At 57.1% G+C, this 17,474-nt stretch carries 13 protein-coding genes; 5 read left to right on the top strand and 8 right to left on the bottom strand.

Annotation, left to right across the window (positions count from 1 at the left end):
* Window positions 1–99 precede the first annotated feature (99 nt).
* Both H7F20_RS03155 and H7F20_RS03150 read right to left on the bottom strand, forming a co-directional pair.
* The gene (locus H7F20_RS03155; protein ID WP_185784678.1) at window positions 100–804 is read right to left on the bottom strand and encodes a hypothetical protein; all 705 of its coding nucleotides are present in this window, start codon (window positions 802–804) and stop codon (window positions 100–102) included.
* Window positions 805–917: 113 nt separating this feature from the next.
* On the bottom strand, window positions 918–1,301 hold the full coding sequence (locus H7F20_RS03150) for a DoxX family protein (RefSeq protein ID WP_185784677.1): 384 nt from the start codon (window positions 1,299–1,301) through the stop codon (window positions 918–920).
* 124 nt (window positions 1,302–1,425) lie between these two features.
* On the opposite strand from H7F20_RS03150, the gene H7F20_RS03145 reads away from it, so the two are divergent.
* Window positions 1,426–1,575, top strand: a complete 150-nt coding sequence (locus H7F20_RS03145) for a hypothetical protein (protein WP_185784676.1) — start codon at window positions 1,426–1,428, stop codon at window positions 1,573–1,575.
* 62 nt (window positions 1,576–1,637) lie between these two features.
* Here H7F20_RS03145 and H7F20_RS03140 read toward each other — a convergent pair whose 3' ends face one another.
* From H7F20_RS03140 to H7F20_RS03125, 4 genes are all read right to left on the bottom strand, one after another.
* Window positions 1,638–2,894 (bottom strand): NAD(P)/FAD-dependent oxidoreductase, encoded by a 1,257-nt coding sequence (locus tag H7F20_RS03140; RefSeq protein WP_185784675.1) that lies wholly within the window; start codon window positions 2,892–2,894, stop codon window positions 1,638–1,640.
* A 187-nt stretch (window positions 2,895–3,081) separates the two neighbouring features.
* The gene (locus tag H7F20_RS03135) at window positions 3,082–3,654 is read right to left on the bottom strand and encodes a hypothetical protein (RefSeq protein WP_185784674.1); all 573 of its coding nucleotides are present in this window, start codon (window positions 3,652–3,654) and stop codon (window positions 3,082–3,084) included.
* A gap of 213 nt (window positions 3,655–3,867) precedes the next feature.
* Complete coding sequence (locus H7F20_RS03130) at window positions 3,868–6,993, bottom strand: glycosyl hydrolase (protein WP_185784673.1); 3,126 nt, start codon at window positions 6,991–6,993, stop codon at window positions 3,868–3,870.
* A gap of 66 nt (window positions 6,994–7,059) precedes the next feature.
* On the bottom strand, window positions 7,060–8,142 hold the full coding sequence (locus tag H7F20_RS03125; RefSeq protein ID WP_185784672.1) for a 3-oxoacyl-ACP synthase III family protein: 1,083 nt from the start codon (window positions 8,140–8,142) through the stop codon (window positions 7,060–7,062).
* Window positions 8,143–8,357: 215 nt separating this feature from the next.
* On the opposite strand from H7F20_RS03125, the gene H7F20_RS03120 reads away from it, so the two are divergent.
* The 4 genes from H7F20_RS03120 to H7F20_RS03105 all read left to right on the top strand — a co-directional run bounded on the left by H7F20_RS03120 (window position 8,358) and on the right by H7F20_RS03105 (window position 14,956).
* On the top strand, window positions 8,358–9,278 hold the full coding sequence (locus tag H7F20_RS03120) for a M23 family metallopeptidase (protein ID WP_185784671.1): 921 nt from the start codon (window positions 8,358–8,360) through the stop codon (window positions 9,276–9,278).
* A gap of 349 nt (window positions 9,279–9,627) precedes the next feature.
* Window positions 9,628–12,669 carry a SusC/RagA family TonB-linked outer membrane protein gene (locus H7F20_RS03115; RefSeq protein WP_185784670.1) on the top strand — a complete coding sequence of 1,014 codons (3,042 nt, stop codon included), beginning with the start codon at window positions 9,628–9,630 and terminating at the stop codon, window positions 12,667–12,669.
* Between the two features lie 16 nt (window positions 12,670–12,685).
* Window positions 12,686–14,089, top strand: a complete 1,404-nt coding sequence (locus H7F20_RS03110; protein ID WP_185784669.1) for a RagB/SusD family nutrient uptake outer membrane protein — start codon at window positions 12,686–12,688, stop codon at window positions 14,087–14,089.
* Window positions 14,090–14,113: 24 nt separating this feature from the next.
* Window positions 14,114–14,956, top strand: a complete 843-nt coding sequence (locus tag H7F20_RS03105; protein WP_185784668.1) for a hypothetical protein — start codon at window positions 14,114–14,116, stop codon at window positions 14,954–14,956.
* Between the two features lie 166 nt (window positions 14,957–15,122).
* Here the strand turns inward: H7F20_RS03105 and H7F20_RS03100 are convergent, their stop codons facing one another.
* Complete coding sequence (locus tag H7F20_RS03100) at window positions 15,123–16,457, bottom strand: Gfo/Idh/MocA family protein (protein ID WP_185784667.1); 1,335 nt, start codon at window positions 16,455–16,457, stop codon at window positions 15,123–15,125.
* Window positions 16,458–16,565: 108 nt separating this feature from the next.
* Window positions 16,566–17,360 (bottom strand): DUF1080 domain-containing protein, encoded by a 795-nt coding sequence (locus H7F20_RS03095; protein WP_185784666.1) that lies wholly within the window; start codon window positions 17,358–17,360, stop codon window positions 16,566–16,568.
* Between the last annotated feature and the right edge of the window lie 114 nt (window positions 17,361–17,474).

Raw genomic sequence — 17,474 nt, 5'->3', positions numbered from 1 at the left:
GCCCGGCTCAGTTAGCGATCCCGTCAAATAAAAAAAGCCCCGGGGATACCGGGACTATTCTCAGGTTTCAGGGCTATTTTGCACGCCTCGCAGGTGGGCCTACCACTCGCCCAGCAGGATGCGCAGGCTGTTGCTGACCATGCGTACCCCGCCTCCGGCTTCTATGCTTTCCTCCCAGCGTTTCTGGTAATCCGCCCACTGGCCTTCGGGCACCAGGGCCGAAACGCCTTTCATGGCTGTTTTGAAATCCTTGAAGCCGGTTATGATAAAATGCGTTTCCCCGTGGGGAGAGCGCCCGGCGCTGATAGACCCCAGGAAGATCATCCGCCCATTTGGGTTGTTCTCGGAATTGAACTCCGTAAAGGCCTTGGCATAGGCCGCCGGGTCGTCCACGTCCATCAGGAACATCCGGCGGAAGGGATAGGGCCCGTCCCCGCCGGTAAAACCGGCAACCCCTGAACCCATGGAAGAACTGTAGCCATCCTTGATGTGTTGGTTCAACTGGGTGAGGAAAAGGTCAAAATCCGCGTTCGGTTCAAACTTGTACATGCTCCCCATAGCGTCGAGGGAGCCGGAAAATACCAGGGCATGGGTGTAGTTGTTGGTGTGGTCCGTGAAGTGGTTCTCGAAAAGCCGAACGCTTACCCCATTGGGTTTGTGCGCCTTGTAATAGGTGTCCACCATGTTGTAGACGGTACTCACATTCTGCGGTTCCACCACAAAAGTGTAGGAGGTCCAGTAATCAATTTGCGCCTGTCCCGCCAGGCCAAAGCAGAGAAGCGAAATAAACAGGAATCTTTTCATATAAATGAAGTTTAGGTTGTTCTTCATAAGGTATGAAAAGTAGGGCTAAGTTTCTGGAAACCAGGGGGAAATATTTTTGTAGGGGAACCCTTATAATCCCGGGTCCGAATGGCCTACATCCCACTGAAAAGGGAATTCTCGAATAGCAAATAAAGTGAGCAGAACAAAAACAACAGGGCCGGGAAGGAACGCTTCAGCGGATCGCCGATGCGGAGGTGCATGGAAACCGCCCCGGCCATCATGAGGGCCATCACGGCGGCTGAAGGGATCGTAAGGGCCGGATACCATACCGACAGGAACAGGCCCAGGGCGGCAGCCACCTTGATGGCCCCCACCACATAGACCAGGTTGCCCCGTAGGCCGTAGCTGGCAAATTCCTCCTTCATGTTGCCGGCGCCGGCGCCCCGCCATTGGGTGGGCCGGTTAAACCGGAAAAACCAGACGTTGATGATGCTCATAAAGAGGAGCACCTTGATGCCAATACTTAAATATATCATAATGTTTAATGTTTTCTGTCATAAGTTAAACATTTTTTCCTATCTTTCTGAAACAAATATGGATAGCCGCTGTTTAAGCCCGGAACCGCATCCACATTTTGCAAGGCATTAAAAGATTACCACTATGAAAAAGAAGACGAATACCTACACTCCCCTACTGGCAGATATGCATACGGATGGGGTACGGTTCGATCAGCGGTTGCATCCGGCACGGCTGCACGATCACCGGTTACATGCTGCACGGCAAATTGAGTCCACAGCCGGAAGGACGTGAAGTCCCTTTCACTTTGATTGTTGATTTGTCAAACCCCCTTGCCGCCGCAGGGGGGTTTTTCATTATGAGGGGGCCTGAAGCCTCCGGATGAGTGCTGCAGCCGCCGCCTCCCCCGATGCCATGGCGGCGTTGAGTGAACCGTTTACCTGGAAATCCCCGGCCAGCACGACCGATGGTGCCCCAGCCTGCCCCGGGCCACGGGAAGCCCCCCACTCCAGGCGGACCTCCTCCAGGTCTGGCAGGGCCCGTTCGATCGCATAGCGGCGAATGAACGCCTTGGCCTCGATGCCACAGAGCCGGCGCAGTTCCTCCCGTACCTGTTGCACGAGGTCCTCGGTTTCCAGTTCGTGTGGGCGCACCACGGTAACGGACAGGAGCGGATCCCCGTCCACGGATTGCCCGAAGGGATAATAGAGGTTGTTTACCAGCGCGCCCCCATCGGCCACCAGCCCGATCAGGCCTTCCGGGAACCGTCGGGAATCCGTGGTGAAATAGAGGTTGTCGCAGCGCTTCCATCGAATGGCACCCGGTTGCACCTTCCCGGACGTGGTGTCAAGGGGTGTTGTACATACAACCCCATCGGCGGGGAGGGTTTCCCCCGTTGCCAGGGTGATTTCCTTTTCCCCTACCGCGTCTACCGCCTGCCGGTAGCGGATTTCCGTCTTGGCCAGGGCCCCGGCCAGTTGTTCCGGGATGGCCCCGATGCCCGCTTCGGGCAGGGCGGCATAACCCTCACTGAACATCTTGAAGGTGAATTCAAACATGCGGGAGGAGGTGCGCAGTTCCGTTTCCAGGAAGATCCCGGTAAAGAACGGCCGGAAAAAGTGGTCGATGATCCGCCGGGAGAACCCCAGGCCCCGCAGGTAGTCCCCGGTGGTTTCGGATTCGGCGGCAAATATCTCTGCAAGGGACTTGCGCTTGAGGCGGTTGGAAAGTGCAAAGATCTTCCATTTATCGCCCACCGTGCCCACCGATGCGATCAGGGTGGGCCAGAGGCTGCCCGGGTCCCGGAGCGGGTCGCCGATGCGCTGGGAGCGCCCCCTCTGGAAGATCAGCGCACCGGGTTTGAACCGGTGGAGTTTGAGCCCCGCGTAATCGAGTTTTTTGCGGGCCTGTGGGTAGGCAGTGAGCAGTACCTGGAAACCGTGGTCCAGGAGCGCGCCACGGTGCCGGTCCGTTTTGACCCGCCCGCCCGGGCGGTCTGTCGCCTCCAGGATAACGGGGCGATAGCCTTCTTCTTCCAATTTCCGGGCAGCGACCAGGCCGCTGATGCCGGCGCCAATAATGTAAATCTGCGGGGAGGCAGCGTCTTTTTCCATAGCAATCAAACAGGGTCGCTAAAATAATGAAAAATGGGGTGGCAGGCCCTGGCAGGCCGATGGCAACCAACAAAAAACCCGCCGATGGGCGCAGCGGGTTTTCGCATTTTTGAGTTAGCAAAAGCCGGAAAGCAGCAGTAGGTTTTGTCCTTTCCGGTTGCGGGTTTAGTACTTTTAGTTTGCCGGATTAATTCTTTCCGGTCGCCACATCGTCCGTATGCGTGCAGCTGGCGTGGGCGTCCATGGCGGCCCAGGTGGCTTTTTCCGAGATCTTGCGGGCGTCGATGGATGCCTGCAGGGAGCGGCGCATATAAAAGTGGATGTCGCCTAGCTTGGCGGCAGTACTTGCCTTCTTGGCATTCACATAGGCCGTTTCGGCCAGGTCGCGCACGTCGATGGAGAGCTCCTCCGCCCTGATGGCATAGGTAACCACCGCATCGATCCCGCAGACTTCCGCATGGTACTGGGCCTCGCCGGCATAGTTCATCGCCTCCTGGGCGGCGGCCAGGGCTTCCCCGGCCAGGTACTGTACCTTCTTGGCATTGGTCCGGCCCTCGTCAAAGCGCGCAGCATAGGCGGCTTTTTCCGCATAGGTGTTCAGGGAATCCACCAGGTGGTTGACCTCCTGTTCGTATTTCTGTACATCGCCTATTTCACTTTTGAATACGGCACATTGCTGCTGGGCCTGGGCGGCCACCGCAAAGCAAACGGCCAAAAGGGCGAGTCCAAAACGGGACATGGGGGTACTTTTGAAATCCATAGTTGGGGTTTGTAGGTTACAGAGGTTAAACTCGTTCTCAGGGGTTTCCCGTATGGTATTTCGTTTAAACGCCGGAATTTTGGGTGAATTGTCCAAAATGGGAAAAATAATCCTTTTCCTACAAAAATAAATGCAGGGGCTAAACTGCCCGGGCCGGGTAGGTTTTTAAAGAAGGGCGTAATCGCCTGAAAGTAGTCTCCCGAAAAAGGATCCCTACTGGTTCTCCGCCGGAAGCTTTGCGGCTCCGGCATTCCCCAGCGCCCTATCCACCTTGGCCCCATCCCCGGCAATTACCTTTTCCATCTCAGAAAGGTGCTGCTCCAGTTCTGCGGATAACTCCCGGAAGACCTTATAGGCCCCGTCGGTGGGTTTTGCATCCCCGGTTTCCACGCTGCGGCGCAGGGAGGCCAGGCGGTTGTTTAGCTTGATCGGGAAATTCAGTGGGTCCTGGTTGGACTGGTTCTTCACCTGGTAGAGTTCCTGTTCTATAGCGGCGAGCTTGTCCAGGAAGGGCTGGGCGGTGCGCCTATAGGTGGATGCCCCGAGTTTGTCCCTGTTCCCTTCCAGATGGGCCCGGATCTCCCGGATGCGGATCACCGCCTCATTGGCAGCGCTTGTTTTCTCCACGATCTGGCGGGAGAGCTCAAACTGCTCCTGCAGGTCGGCTTCCGTGACGCCTTTCAAATTCGGGTCCATACGGATGTAGAATGAATGGGTCTGGGTTTCGCCCCCGGCTTTCATGCGCACCTGGTAGGCGCCCAAAGGCGCCTTGGGCCCGCGGGTGGGCCGCGCGCTCCAGATGATCATCCCTTCAAAATCGGTAGCGCCCTGGTAGCGCAGGTCCCAGGTAAAGGTGTTCAGGCCCTTGGCCGTGGTGGGCTTGCTGGATCCGCCCTGCATCCACCAGGGGATATTCGGGTCTTTTTCGTACTTGGGCTTGCTGCCGGTAAACGTGTCGATCAGGTTGCCACCGGCATCCAGTACCTCGAAGGTGATCGTATCCAGTTCCTCCTTCAGGTAATACTGCACATTTGCATCGTATCCCCCCCGGATCGCATCGGCGGGCTCAAAGAGCACGGCCGCCTGTGTTTCCATCCCGGGGCTGTACTGCCGCAGGGGCCGGATGTCGTCCAGGATCCAGAAACCGCGTCCGTGGGAACCCACCACCACATCATTGTCCTTGACCACCAGGTCCCGTATGGGGGTATCCGGCAGGTCGCCCTGCAGGGATTGCCAGTGTGCCCCGTCGTCCATGGAGAAATATACGCCGTGTTCCGTCCCCAGGAAGAGCAGGCCCTGCCGCTCCGGATCTTCCCGGACGGCGCGGGCAAAGTGACCGTCCTGAATCCCGTTGACGATCTTTGTCCAGGTCTTGCCGTAGTCATGGGTCTTGAAGACATAGGGCTGGCGATCGTCCACCTGGTAGCGGTTGGCCGCCAGGAACAACGTCCCCGGGCGGTGGCGGGACTCGTCAATGATGCTGATGCGCGAAAACTTCGGCAGGCCTTCCGGGGTAATATCCTCCCAGGTGCCGCCCCCATCGCGCGTAATGTGCATTTTCCCATCGTCCGACCCGGCCCAAATGGTATTGATGTCGTGCCAGGATGGCGCCAGGGCAAATACCGTGGCATAGATCTCCGGCCCGTTCATGTCCATGGTAATCACCCCGCCGGTCTTGCCCAGAGTGCTGGGATCCGCATAGGTGAGGTCCGGGCTGATCTTCTCCCAGGACTGCCCATCGTCCGTGGTTTTCCAGACGTGCTGGGAACAGGTATACATCACGTTTGCGTCCTGTTTGGCAAACATGATGGGGAAGGTCCATTGCCAGCGTTCGGGCAGCGCATCGGCTGGTTCCCCGGAGAAGAAACGCGGATACACCTGGATGTCGCGTACCTGCCCGTTGCTGCGGTCGTAGCGGGTGAGCAGTGCCCCCTGGCTGCCCGCATAGAAGATATCCGGGTTTTCCGGGTGCTGGGTAATCCAGCCGCTCTCGCCCCCGCCTATGTCGTACCACCAGCCGTGGTTGGGCCCGCGGGCCTGCATGTGCTCCCAGCCGTCGCTGGGCATGGCCAGGGTGGAGTTGTCCTGCTGGGCCCCGGCGACATGATAAGGCACATCGCTGGTGGCCATCACATGGTAGAACTGGGAGGTGGGATAATCCTGCTCCGTCCAGGACTTCCCCCCGTTGATGCTTACATTCCCGCCTCCGTCGTTGGAATTGATCATCCGCTCCGGGTTGTTCGGGTCGATCCACAGATCGTGGTTGTCCCCGTGCGGCACCTCAATGGTGACGTCAAAGGTCTCGCCCCCGTCCATGGATTTATAAAAGCCCGTATTCAGGCAGTAGACGGTTTCCCGGTCTACCGGGTCCGCGTAGATGCGGGAGTAATAGAAGGCCCGCTGCCGCAGCTTGCGCTCGTCGTTGGTGCGCTCCCAGGTCTGCCCGGCATCGTCCGAGCGGAAGACCCCGCCCTCGTTGGCCTCCACAATGGCCCAAACGCGGTTGGAATCTGCCGGGGATACCGTGACCCCAATCTTCCCGATGGGTCCTTCCGGCATGCCGGGGTTCCCCGTCAGGTCCGTCCAGGTGTCGCCCCCGTCCGTGGATTTCCAGAGCTTGCTGTCGCCGCCCCCGCCCCACATTTTCCAGGCCTTGCGGTACACTTCCCAGGTGGTCGCGTACAACACCTCGGGGTTGTTGCGGTCGATGATCAGGTCTACCGCCCCGGCCTTCGGGCTTACATACAATACTTTCTCCCAGGTGGCCCCCCCGTCGGCACTGCGGAAAACCCCCCGCTCCTCATTCTCGCCGTAAGGATGCCCCAGGGCCGCCACATAGACGAGGTCCGGGTTCTCCGGGTGGATGCGGATCCGCGCCACGGCCTGGGTTTCCTCCAGGCCCAGGTGCGTCCAGGTCTCCCCGGCGTCCGTGCTCTTATAGACCCCGTCGCCCTGGGTAATACTCCCGCGCAGCTGCACCTCCCCCATGCCGATATAGACGATGTCCGGGTTGGATTCGGCTACCGCCACCGCGCCTACCGAAGAACTGGTGACCTGCCCGTCCGTGACCGGCTTCCATTCATTGCCGCCATCCACCGTTTTCCAGAGGCCGCCCCCGGTAGCCCCGAAATAGTATTCATTCGGCCGGCTGGGGCTTCCCGTACACCCTAACGAGCGTCCGCCCCGGTTGGGCCCGATGTTGCGCCACTCCAGGCCTTCGTAGAAAGCAGCCGGGACGTCCATGTCCCGGGCACTTGCCTCCTGGGCCGTGATTGTCTGGCCCATATAGAGCGTTAGGATGCAGGTAAAAATCAGGGAAGGGAATGCGTGTAATTTCATGGGAGGTTGGTTTGGTAATGGAATCTTCTAAAAGTAGGGAGTCCTGACGGATTTGCCAAGGCCGGTTTACATCCTGTAAACCATCGCATTGACATTCATCCCGGCCCCCACGGAGGCAAAAATGATAACATCCCCCGCTTCCAGTTCATGGGATTCCACATCTCCCTTCAGCAGGAGGTCCAACAAGGTGGGGATGGTGGCCACGGAAGAATTCCCGAGCCAGGAAATGGTCATGGGCATCACCCCTTCCGGCGGGGCATCCATGCCGTAGCTTTCGTACAACCGTTTTAAAATGGCGTCGTCCATTTTTCCGTTCGCCTGGTGGATCAGTATCTTCCTGACCTCGGAAATCGGGACGCCGCTTTTCTCCAGGCAGGCCCGGATGGCACCCGGGACGGTTTCCAGGGCATACTGGTAGAGCTTTCTGCCGTGCATCTTAAGATACCGGGCGTCATTGTCCCCGTTGCCGCTGCGGTACGAGGGGCCCATGGATAACATGCCGGAGTGCGTCAGGGTATCCGACCGGGTCTTGTGGGCCAGGATCCCTTTGGGCTTTTCGCATGGCCTTGCCTCCAGGATCACGGCCCCTGCGCCGTCCGAGTAGATCAGGCTGTCCCGGTCGTGGGGGTCGGAAATTCGCGAGAGCATATCTGCGCCGATCACCAGGGCGCGTTTCGCCTCCCCGGAACTCAGGTAGTAATGGGCCTGGATCAGGCTTTCCAGCCAGCCCGGGCAACCAAAAATCATGTCATAGGCCACCGTGTCCGGGTTTTCGATCCCCAGCTTGTGTTTGACGCGCGCGGCCAGGCTGGGGACCATGTCCGAATGCCCCCCGCTGGTGGTCACATCCCCAAAGTTATGGGCCACGATGATGTAATCTAGGCTTTCCCGGTCCACTCCGGCAGCCTCGATGGCCGCTTCCGCAGCCAGAAAAGCCATGTCGGAGGTATTCAGTTCGTCCCCTGCATATCGCCTTTCCCCAATGGTGGTGATCTCCAGGAACTTTTCAATGATTTCCTGGTTGGCTTTTGCCAGTTTGTTTCCCTCGGAGTCAAAAAAGGTGTTTTCCAGGAAGTCTTCGTTGCGGATTTTCCTGTGGGGGATATACGATCCCGTTCCGGTGATCACATTACAGGTACTTGGTGTCATAGCAATAGTCGATTGTTCGGTCTTGAAAACATTCCCCCGGCTCAAAAAGTCGCCTCCTTTATCTTCTGCTCCCCGCACCTGCGCCCGGCACCAAAAGGGAGGTAGCCGGGCAGCAATTGGAATGTTTCTCAAAATTAAGGATTTAGGGGCCAATGCCCCAATCTTACTGTAACAAAATGCCGCATGGGATGCTCCTTTAAGTAAACCCCGGCCACATGGAACGCTTCCTCTTTATCTTTATCCACACAGGCCTCTCCCTGCTGGTGCTGATCGCAGTGCTGCGAATCCGGCCCAGGTCGCGCCTGGCCCTTTTGGGCAACACGGCCCTGTACGTATTGCTGCTTACCTTCCTGTATCTCTGGGGGCAATGGCCGCTCGCCATCAGCCTGTACTTTAAATACGTTCTGGTGGGAATCATCCTGTTGGCGTTGGCAAAGTGCATCCGCCGCGGCTCCAAGGTAACTGCCTGGTGGCCCCGGGGCATAAGGGGCTGGGTCCGGTCTACCGCCGCCATGGTAATGGCCCTGCTGCTGGTCGGCCCCATTTACCAGCTCCTGGACGGGCGGACCTACCCGGAGGAAGCCGTGCCGCTCACCTTCCCGCTGCGGGACGGCACCTACTATATTGCCTCCGGGGGATCCAACCGGACGATCAACAACCACTATGGCACCGCCGCCACCTCCCAGTGGTATGCGCTGGACATCAACAAGCTCGGCGCCTTTGGGATGGCCACCGACCAGCTCTGGGCCACTGCCAATCAAGCCCACGCCATCTACGGGGAGCCCGTGTACGCCCCCTGCAAGGGCCGGGTGGTGGAGATGAAATACACGGTTCCCGACAATGAAAGTGCCTCCATGGACGTCTCCCCGGAGGACGGGATGGGCAACTATGTGGTGTTGGATTGCGAGGGGGTCATCGTTTCCCTGGTGCACCTGCAGCACAACAGCGTGGCCGTGCATCCCGGTCAACGGGTTTTAACGGGCGACCTCCTGGGCCGCGTGGGCAACTCCGGTTTCTCCCAGGAGCCCCACCTGCATTTTCAGGCCGCACGCTACCAGGCGGATTCCACGCTTGTGGCCGTGCCGATGCAGTTTGATGGGAGGGAGTTGGTGAGGGGGGATTTAATAAAATACTAGTCCGATTTCACGATCTAAGGGAGGAACTGGCGAAAGAAGATAATCAGGGACAGCCCGGGGAATCACATAGGCCCGGCTGGCCGGTCTGTAGCGGAACACATTAAAAGTGCCGACAGGGATGACTTTTTGTCTTCACCGGTTCCTGTCTCCGGATGCCTGCAGACTCAGTAAAAAGGGATGCCTGATTGGGTAGGGTACCCCAAAGTTTCAAATGTCTTTTTTGGTTTCGCAGCAGACCGGGTGAATAAATCATGTATATTTAAAAAAAAAACCAATTCGGTTTCTCGAAACCGGAAACCTATTTACTGACCAATAATACTTAAAGTTTATGCGGACCAACCTCCAATTAATGCTGGCACCCGTTATGTTGGTGTTGTGCATGAACAGCTTATTTGCTCAGGAGAATTTTGTAACCGGATCGGTTGTCGATCAGGACAATGTTCCCCTTCCGGGTGCTTCAGTCGTCGTCGTGGGAACCACCCGGGGCGCTCAGACCAATTTTGACGGGATCTACAACATCCAGGCGGAACGGGGCGAGACCCTTCGCTTTTCCTATTTGGGTATGTCAGCCGTGGAAGTGTTGGTGGGAGACGCCAATACCATAGATGTCCAGTTGGTGGAAAGCGCCGAAATGCTGGAGGAAATCGTCCTGGTGGGATACGGGTCCGGTCAGGTAAAGAACCGGGTGGCTTCCGCCATTACCACCTTGTCTTCCGAGGCCCTGGACGCCCGGCCCAATGCCAGTTTTGTGCAAACCCTGCAAGGACAGATACCCGGCGTGCAGATCGCAGCGGTTTCGGGGCAGCCCGGAGCGAACAGTACAATCCTGGTCCGGGGACTGACTTCACTGAGCGGGAATATTGAACCCCTCTTTATCATGGACGGGGTGCCCATTGACGAAACTAATTTCCGGTCGCTAAACCCGAACGACATAGAATCGATCAACGTCCTGAAGGATGGGTCCGCATCGGCACTTTATGGAAACCGGGGCGCCGCCGGAGTCATCGTAATCAAGACAAAATCCGCCAGTTATAATTCGAAACTGGATATAAGGTACCGGACGCAAACGGGTTTTACAACCCCACAGGACCCCAACTTCGAAATGATGAATACCCAGGAAATCATAGCGCTGGAACGCCAAACTGGAAACCCGCTATTCGACGCGATGAATTCGGATCAGCGTGCGTTCCTGGTCGGTGAAGGCATCAACACGAACTGGGCGGATATCATTACCCTTACCGGCCAATCCGTCATGCACGAGATAGCCCTTTCCGCCGGGGGACAGAATGTATCCAACTATTCTTCCCTCTCCTATTTTGAACAGGGAGGAACCGTTCGGGGCAGCAACCTGCAGCGGTTCACCTTCCGAAGCAATTTCTCCGTCAAATCCAACGACGACCGCTTTGATCTGACAGCAAATTTCACGGGGAATTTCAGCAAGAGCAATTTCACCCAGGGACCGGGGACCGGCAATATCTATAATCCCTGGCTGGTCGCCCAGCTCGCCAAACCCTATTTAGATCCCTATAACCCGGATGGTTCCCTGAATACCGTGGGTCTCAATCGGGACGGGTTCGATGTCATGCCCTATGTTTCGCTGAACTCCACCAAGCTCAATTCACGTAATGATGAGGAGATCAAGCTGGTCGGTTCCCTCAACGGGGGATACGAGATCATGCCCAACCTAAGGCTGGCGGGCCGCTTTGGGTTGGATTACAACCAAAGGAACGATCTGGATATCATCAGCCCCTTGAGTATTCGCGGGCAGGAAATCCCTAATGTGGGATCGGAACTCAAAGGACAGCAGTTCGAACAACTGGAACGCGATGTGCAGTTCAACACAAACGCCTCGCTGACTTACTCGAATACCTTTAGTGAAAAGCATCAGGTAAAAGTGGCGGGCTTTGTTGAATTCAACAAGGGTATTCTGGACAATTTTGGGTTTACCGGGTTCGGGATCGACCCGCGCATAGAAGGATACAATTTTGCCCCGGGCGGACTCAGGGAATTTCCCGGGGTTGCCCCAGGGGATGAATCCCTGGACAACCTCCAACAGTATTATATTCCGGAGATATTCTCTGGCAGGACCGAGGTCTCCCTCTTCTCTTATTTCGGGATTCTCAATTACGATTACGACGGGGTTTATGGCCTGGATGCTTCTATCCGCCAGGATGCCTCCTCCCGGTTTTCGGACACCAATAAATGGGGAACCTTCTGGTCGGTTGCAGGCAGGTGGAATATCAGCAGGGAAAAATTCCTGGCAGATTCTCAGGTGGTGGACCTGTTGAAGCTACGCGCCAGTTATGGCACCTCGGGAAATGACCGTATCACAGGAACCCGTTACGGAGGTACCACCCTCACCAGCAACCTTTATTCGGTGGGCAACGGATACAACAACACCCAGGCCGTTTACGCTTCTTCCCTGGCCAATCCGGATTTGAAATGGGAGACGACCAAACAGCTGAATGTGGGCCTGGATTTTGGGCTGCTGGGACGGGTGCGCGGCACCCTGGATTTTTATGATAAGCGCACCTCCGACCTCTTCTACGCGACGCCGAATACGCTTTTATCCACGTTTCCCATTATTTCAAGGAACATCGGCTCCATGAAGAATACGGGCGTGGAAGCTTCCCTGGACGTAACTTTTGTGGATACGCCTGATTTCAACTGGTCGGTCAATGCAAATGCCGCTTTCAACAAGAATGAAATTACCGAGTTGTTGGATGGCGAACTCATCGAGGGGGGGCAAGTTGCCCTGCAGGAAGGGCGGCCGTTCAACAGTTTCTACCTGGTCCGCTGGGCAGGGGTGAACCCGGCCAGCGGACAACCGGTCTACCTGGATGCGGAGGGAAACCCGACATTGGATTACAATACCAGCAACCGGGTGTTCCTGGACAAATCCACCCTGCCGGAGATTACCGGGGGCTTCGGGACGTCTATCAGTTATAAGGGGCTTTCACTGGATGCGCTTTTCACGTTCGTGGGGGATGTATACCGGCAAAACGATTCCTATGGGATCACGGAAGACCCCACGTTGATCGGGGCATTGAATACGTCGGTTGCCCTGAAGGATATCTGGCAGGAACCCGGGGATATAACCGCGATTCCGGGGGTTAGTGCGGGAAGTACCCGGAATTTGTTGACAGACCGCTATCTGGAAAATGCAAGTTACCTCCGATTGCGGAATATTATCCTTTCCTACCGCCTGCAGCAGGCTACCCTGGACCGGGTCCCTTTCAGCTCCGCGAGAATCTACCTGCAGGCCGAGAATCTGGTGACCTGGTCAAAATGGAGGGGCTTTGACCCCGAGGCCAGTGTCCTGCTCATCGAGGAATTCTTTACCTACCCCACACCCAGGATACTAACAATCGGGTTGGATATCTCATTCTAAAACGAAAGAACCAGCAATGAAAAGTTTCATAAAAACCATAGGAGTATTTACAGGGGCGATCTTACTGATGATTTCCTGCGACGACCAATTGGACCAGGCCCCGATCGGCTTCCTTTCAGATGAAAACACCTTTGAAACCCTGGAAAACCTGCAACAAGGGCTCAATGGGGCGTATGCCCGGGCCACGATGCAGGAGCACAATATCCGGTTCGACATCATCACCGATGAGGTAAAGATCGGGGCAGAAAGCGGAGGGCAGTCGGTGGATTTTTACAATTTCAACCTCAACAGTCAGAGCCGGGAGGCGGATTCGCTCTGGAGGGCCAGCTACGCGCTGATCAACCAGGTCAACCGGGTGCTGGATGGCGTTGAAACGGTGGAACTGCAGGACGGGCAGGAGGCAGCCTTGCGCAATATCCGCGGGCAGCTATTCGGGCTCCGGGCGTATGCGCACTGGGAGCTTTTGCAGTGGTTCGCCACCAGTTATACGGACGGTGCCGCATTGGCCGTGCCCTATGTGGACTTTGTGGTGACCATCGAGGAACTTCCGCGAAATACGGTTTCCGAAGTCCTGGCAGGGATTGAAAATGACCTGTCCATGGCTCGGGACCTGGTGGCAGCATCAAATGGGGTGGAATTCGTTAACCCCGATATGTTAACGGCTTTGGAAGCCCGGATAAAATTGTATACCGGGGAATACGCCCAGGCGGGAGCCCTCGCCGGATCGCTTATCCAAAAATACCCGCTTGCGGACCGGGATGCCTATACGGCAATGTTCGGGGACACGGACAACACCGAGGTGATCTTCAAGTTGCGGCGGACCGCCGCGGACTTCGCAATCGGGGAAATCTGGTACTTTAATGTGGGCGGCGGACCTTTCCCTTTTCTGGAAATGTCCAACGGGCTATTCGATCGGCTGGATCCGGACGATGTACGGTACGATGTGAATTTCTGGGCAGAAGTCAGCGCCCCGGCCGACAACAGCCACCTGATTGGCAAATACAGGAACCCTGGATTTGTCAATGACCTGAAGGTATTCCGCGTGTCCGAAATGTATCTGATACAGGCTGAGGCGGCCGCGCGACAGGGGAATCTGACGGATGCCGCACAAACCCTGAAACAGCTGCGGGATGCCCGGTTTGGTTCGGATACGACACCGGAGAGTTTTTCATCACCCGAAGAGGCCGTTGTGGCCATCCTGGACGAACGGAGGATTGAACTGGCCTTTGAGGGCCACCGCTACCTGGATATCCGTCGCACCCGGGAACTGACAGGGACGGGAATTAACCGGGACCCGCGGGACTGTCAGGTCCAGAATTGTGAACTTCCGGTCTCCGACTACCGTTTCAACCCGCCGGTCCCGCTTGCGGAACTGGTCGGGAACGACAACATGGAACAAAACCCCGGATACGGATCTTAGATATATGAACTCAATCGTATTGTGATGAAAAGAGTCTTTTATACCATTTGCTCGCTAATCCTACTGGTATCCTGTCAACGGACGGAAGGGGTTATTTACGATGTGGAAAACGGCGTGGCGCTTGCCGCGTTCAACCGGTCTTCCCAATTATACCCCGTGGATGATTCGGGCGCAAATTTCACCGAGGTGATCGTTGGCGTTACCACGGTCTCCGACATGGACCGGTCCGTAAACCTGACGGTCGCCGGCGATTCGCCGGCAGGTCCCGATGCAGTTACCATCGATCCGTCCTCCCTGGTGATTCCGGCCGGCGAATTTATCGCCCGGGTGCGCGTACAGGGGAATTATGACAGGCTGCCGGAGTTGGGGCAGACACAGGTAATCCTCAATCTGGAGGGTGTAGAGGGGGCTATCCTGGACGGTGAGACGACAGGCCGGCTGAGTCACCGGGTTACGATGTTCCGGTTCTGCCCTTTTGGGGCAGGCCAGGATTTCCTGGGGACCTATCAGCTGACGGTCACGCAACCCGGCCTTCTGGGCATTGACACCTTTGCCACGGAAACCGTCGAGCTCACCCAGGGGGAAACCGTGGCAGACCGCGAGTTTTCATCGACGCTGTATCCGGCCTTTGGCGGGTTTGGCCCCTATTCGTTCAGCTTCAGCCTAATTTGCGGAGAGGTCGTCGTTTCGAAATCGGTGATCCTCCCAGTTGGTTGCGCCAATATCAACATCGTCGTTTCCCCGCCACAGGTAGCCGCCACATATGATGAAAATGACGATAGTTCGATAAGCATCAATTTCACGGATGACCGGGATGGTTCCTGCGGGGAACCCGTGCCCATCAGCATCTTGCTGACCAAAGTATAACCGGGCGTCATTATGGTTGTTTAATGGCCCTTAAGATACCTGTTTAAGGGCCTGCTCCCATGCTGATATATCCCTGGGAAGGGGGAATTTGCAAAGCCGGCAAAAATGCGCCCACACGCATCGATATGCCCTATTGCATTGTGAAATAAACAGGATTGCAGGTTCGTTAAAACTTTCTGTATTTCCCTTTAAGGTATTTGTTCGCCTTCCCTTCCTTAAACCGCGCCTTCTTGGCATCCCAATGCAGCGTTTCCCCGGGGAAACGGCCGGCGATGGTGCCCAGCAGGATGGTCTCGGTCAGGCGGGCCGCGTAGTCAAAGGGCGCTGAAGTCTCCGCCTTGCCCAGGCAGGCATCCACAAATTCGTGGTAGTGCTTGGGGCCTTCGCTGGCGTAATTGCGCACGGGGGTACCCAGCTCATACTTCTCCACATCCATTTCCTGGTATTGCCCATCCACGATGAGCTTGGGCTCCAGCATAAAGTGCGGCAGGTAGAGCTTGCCCTTTTCGCCCAGAAACATGGCGCCCTGGTCGTTGAGTGGGTCGCCGTTGGGCAGCTTCAGGTCCTCGTGCTCGGGCGGGGCACCGGGGCCATCGTACCACACCCATTTCAGGGATTGGGCCGTGTAGTCCGTACCCGGGAATTCATAGGTCACCGTATTGTTCTCCGGGTAGCCGAAGCCGGTTGGCGGGCGGCACTCAGTCATAATGGTGCGGGGCACATCCAGCTCCAGGGCGTTGTAAGGGGTGTCGAAGATGTGGACCCCCATGTCGCCCAGTGTGCCACAGCCGTAATCCATGATCCGCCGCCAGGCACCCGGGTGGTAGAAGCCCTCTTTGTAGGGCCGCTCCGGGGCGGTGCCCAGCCAGAGGTTCCAGTCCAGGTCCTCCGGCACGGGGTCGGACCCAGTTGGTTCCGGACCGTTATACCCCCACTCCTTCGGGCTCCAGGCGCGCACCGTGTGCACCTTGCCGATGATACCGTCGCGGATGAGCAGCGTGGCCAGTTTGTAGTCGTAAAAGCTGTGCACCTGTATGCCCATCTGGGTCACCAGGCCTTTTTCGGCGGCCATTTTTTTCATGGCCCGGGACTCGGACACAAAGTGCGTGAGCGGCTTCTGGCAGTACACCGGCTTGTCCAGTTCCATGGCCATCAGGGAGGCCGGGGCATGGGTGTGGTCCGGGGTGGCCACTACTACCGCGTCGATCTGGTCCTTCATCTCCCGGAGGAGCACCCGGTAGTCCGTATAGGTCCTGGCCTTGGGGTAGCGTGCCGAGGCGTTCGCCAGGGCCGTGCTGTCCACGTCGCACAGGGCCACCACCTCAACGGCCGGGTGGGAAGCCGTGTCCTGCAGGTCGGCCAGCCCCTGTACGCCCAGCCCGATATGGGCGGTACGCAGGCGGTCCTGGGGGCCCAGCTGGAGTTTTTGCAAAAAGGAGGGGGCCAGGGCCACGCCAAGGGCGCCCAGGCTGGATTTCTTGATAAAGTCGCGTTTGTTCATGGTCTTGTTTGTTTGGCTTATTCCGTAGTGTTATTGTTTTTTTCAGTGGCGCTGCTTGTGAATTGCAGCCGGGGTGCGTTTAGGCGCGGCTGCTTCCAACTTGCAGGCCTACAATTTTCGAATCTTGATATTCCGGAACCAGATCGGGCTGGCGTGGTCCTGCAGGGCGATGTACCCCTTTTTAAAGGTTCCGTAGGCCGGGCTGTTCTTCCATTTGTCGGAGTTCTTCTGTGCCTCCCAGGCCTCGTCCCAGGGCACGAAGGACAGGATCATCTCCCCGTTGAGCCAGTGTTCCACCCGCTCCGGAGTAAACACGATTTTGGAGGAGTTCCATTCGCCCACCGGGTGGAGCGTCTTGCCGGGGTCCGGCGGGTGCATCGCATAGTCGGCCCCGGTAGACTGCAGGGGCTTGAGCTCTTCGGGCTTCTCCGTATAGCCCAGGCTCAGGTTGTATTCCGTCAGGTCGTGGATGCGGGCGTAGTTTTCATCGTCGATGAGCTGGTATTCCGGGGCCACCACGGGCGGGGCGTCGTACCCTTCCTTCACGTGGTAGAAGATGCCGCTGTTGCCGCCCTCGGGCAGCTTCCACTCCAGGTACAATTCAAAGTTTTCGAATTCCTCGGCGGCGTACATGATGTCCTTGCCACCTTCGTAATCCTGCTCCAGGCCCAGCTCCGTCTTGAAGGTGAGCACGCTGTCCTCGATCACCCAGCCGGGGGGCATCACCTCCGCATTGTAGCCGCGCCAGCCCTCCAGGGAGGTGCCGTCGAACAGGTATTGCCACTCGCCCGTGTCCTGGGCCGCCATTTCGGATAATTCCTCAACGGCTTCCTCAGCCTTGGGTTCATTCTTGCAGGAAATCAGCAGCGCGAGGAGCGCCAGGGGGAGTAGGTATTTTTTCATGCTCGGAATTTGATCGCATAAGGTACAAAAAGGTTTTTTCTTTTTGACTTCCGCAGGGTCGATGCGACACGTTCCCGTTTGTACCCGAATGCGTATCTTTAAGTGATGCTGTTG

It is taken from the genome of Robiginitalea sp. SC105, from assembly GCF_014243345.1.
Lineage (GTDB): Bacteria > Bacteroidota > Bacteroidia > Flavobacteriales > Flavobacteriaceae > Robiginitalea.
Note: the sequence above shows the minus strand (reverse complement) of the source record. Positions and strands in the feature narration are given on the sequence as shown.

Coding starts and splice junctions, on each gene's coding strand:
- H7F20_RS03120 (WP_185784671.1), top strand. CDS start 8,358: ATGGAACGCTTCCTCTTTATCTTTATCCACACAGGCCTCTCCCTGCTG.
- H7F20_RS03100 (WP_185784667.1), bottom strand. CDS start 16,457: ATGAACAAACGCGACTTTATCAAGAAATCCAGCCTGGGCGCCCTTGGC.
- H7F20_RS03155 (WP_185784678.1), bottom strand. CDS start 804: ATGAAAAGATTCCTGTTTATTTCGCTTCTCTGCTTTGGCCTGGCGGGA.
- H7F20_RS03125 (WP_185784672.1), bottom strand. CDS start 8,142: ATGACACCAAGTACCTGTAATGTGATCACCGGAACGGGATCGTATATC.
- H7F20_RS03130 (WP_185784673.1), bottom strand. CDS start 6,993: ATGAAATTACACGCATTCCCTTCCCTGATTTTTACCTGCATCCTAACG.
- H7F20_RS03110 (WP_185784669.1), top strand. CDS start 12,686: ATGAAAAGTTTCATAAAAACCATAGGAGTATTTACAGGGGCGATCTTA.
- H7F20_RS03095 (WP_185784666.1), bottom strand. CDS start 17,360: ATGAAAAAATACCTACTCCCCCTGGCGCTCCTCGCGCTGCTGATTTCC.
- H7F20_RS03105 (WP_185784668.1), top strand. CDS start 14,114: ATGAAAAGAGTCTTTTATACCATTTGCTCGCTAATCCTACTGGTATCC.
- H7F20_RS03145 (WP_185784676.1), top strand. CDS start 1,426: ATGAAAAAGAAGACGAATACCTACACTCCCCTACTGGCAGATATGCAT.
- H7F20_RS03150 (WP_185784677.1), bottom strand. CDS start 1,301: ATGATATATTTAAGTATTGGCATCAAGGTGCTCCTCTTTATGAGCATC.
- H7F20_RS03135 (WP_185784674.1), bottom strand. CDS start 3,654: ATGGATTTCAAAAGTACCCCCATGTCCCGTTTTGGACTCGCCCTTTTG.
- H7F20_RS03140 (WP_185784675.1), bottom strand. CDS start 2,894: ATGGAAAAAGACGCTGCCTCCCCGCAGATTTACATTATTGGCGCCGGC.
- H7F20_RS03115 (WP_185784670.1), top strand. CDS start 9,628: ATGCTGGCACCCGTTATGTTGGTGTTGTGCATGAACAGCTTATTTGCT.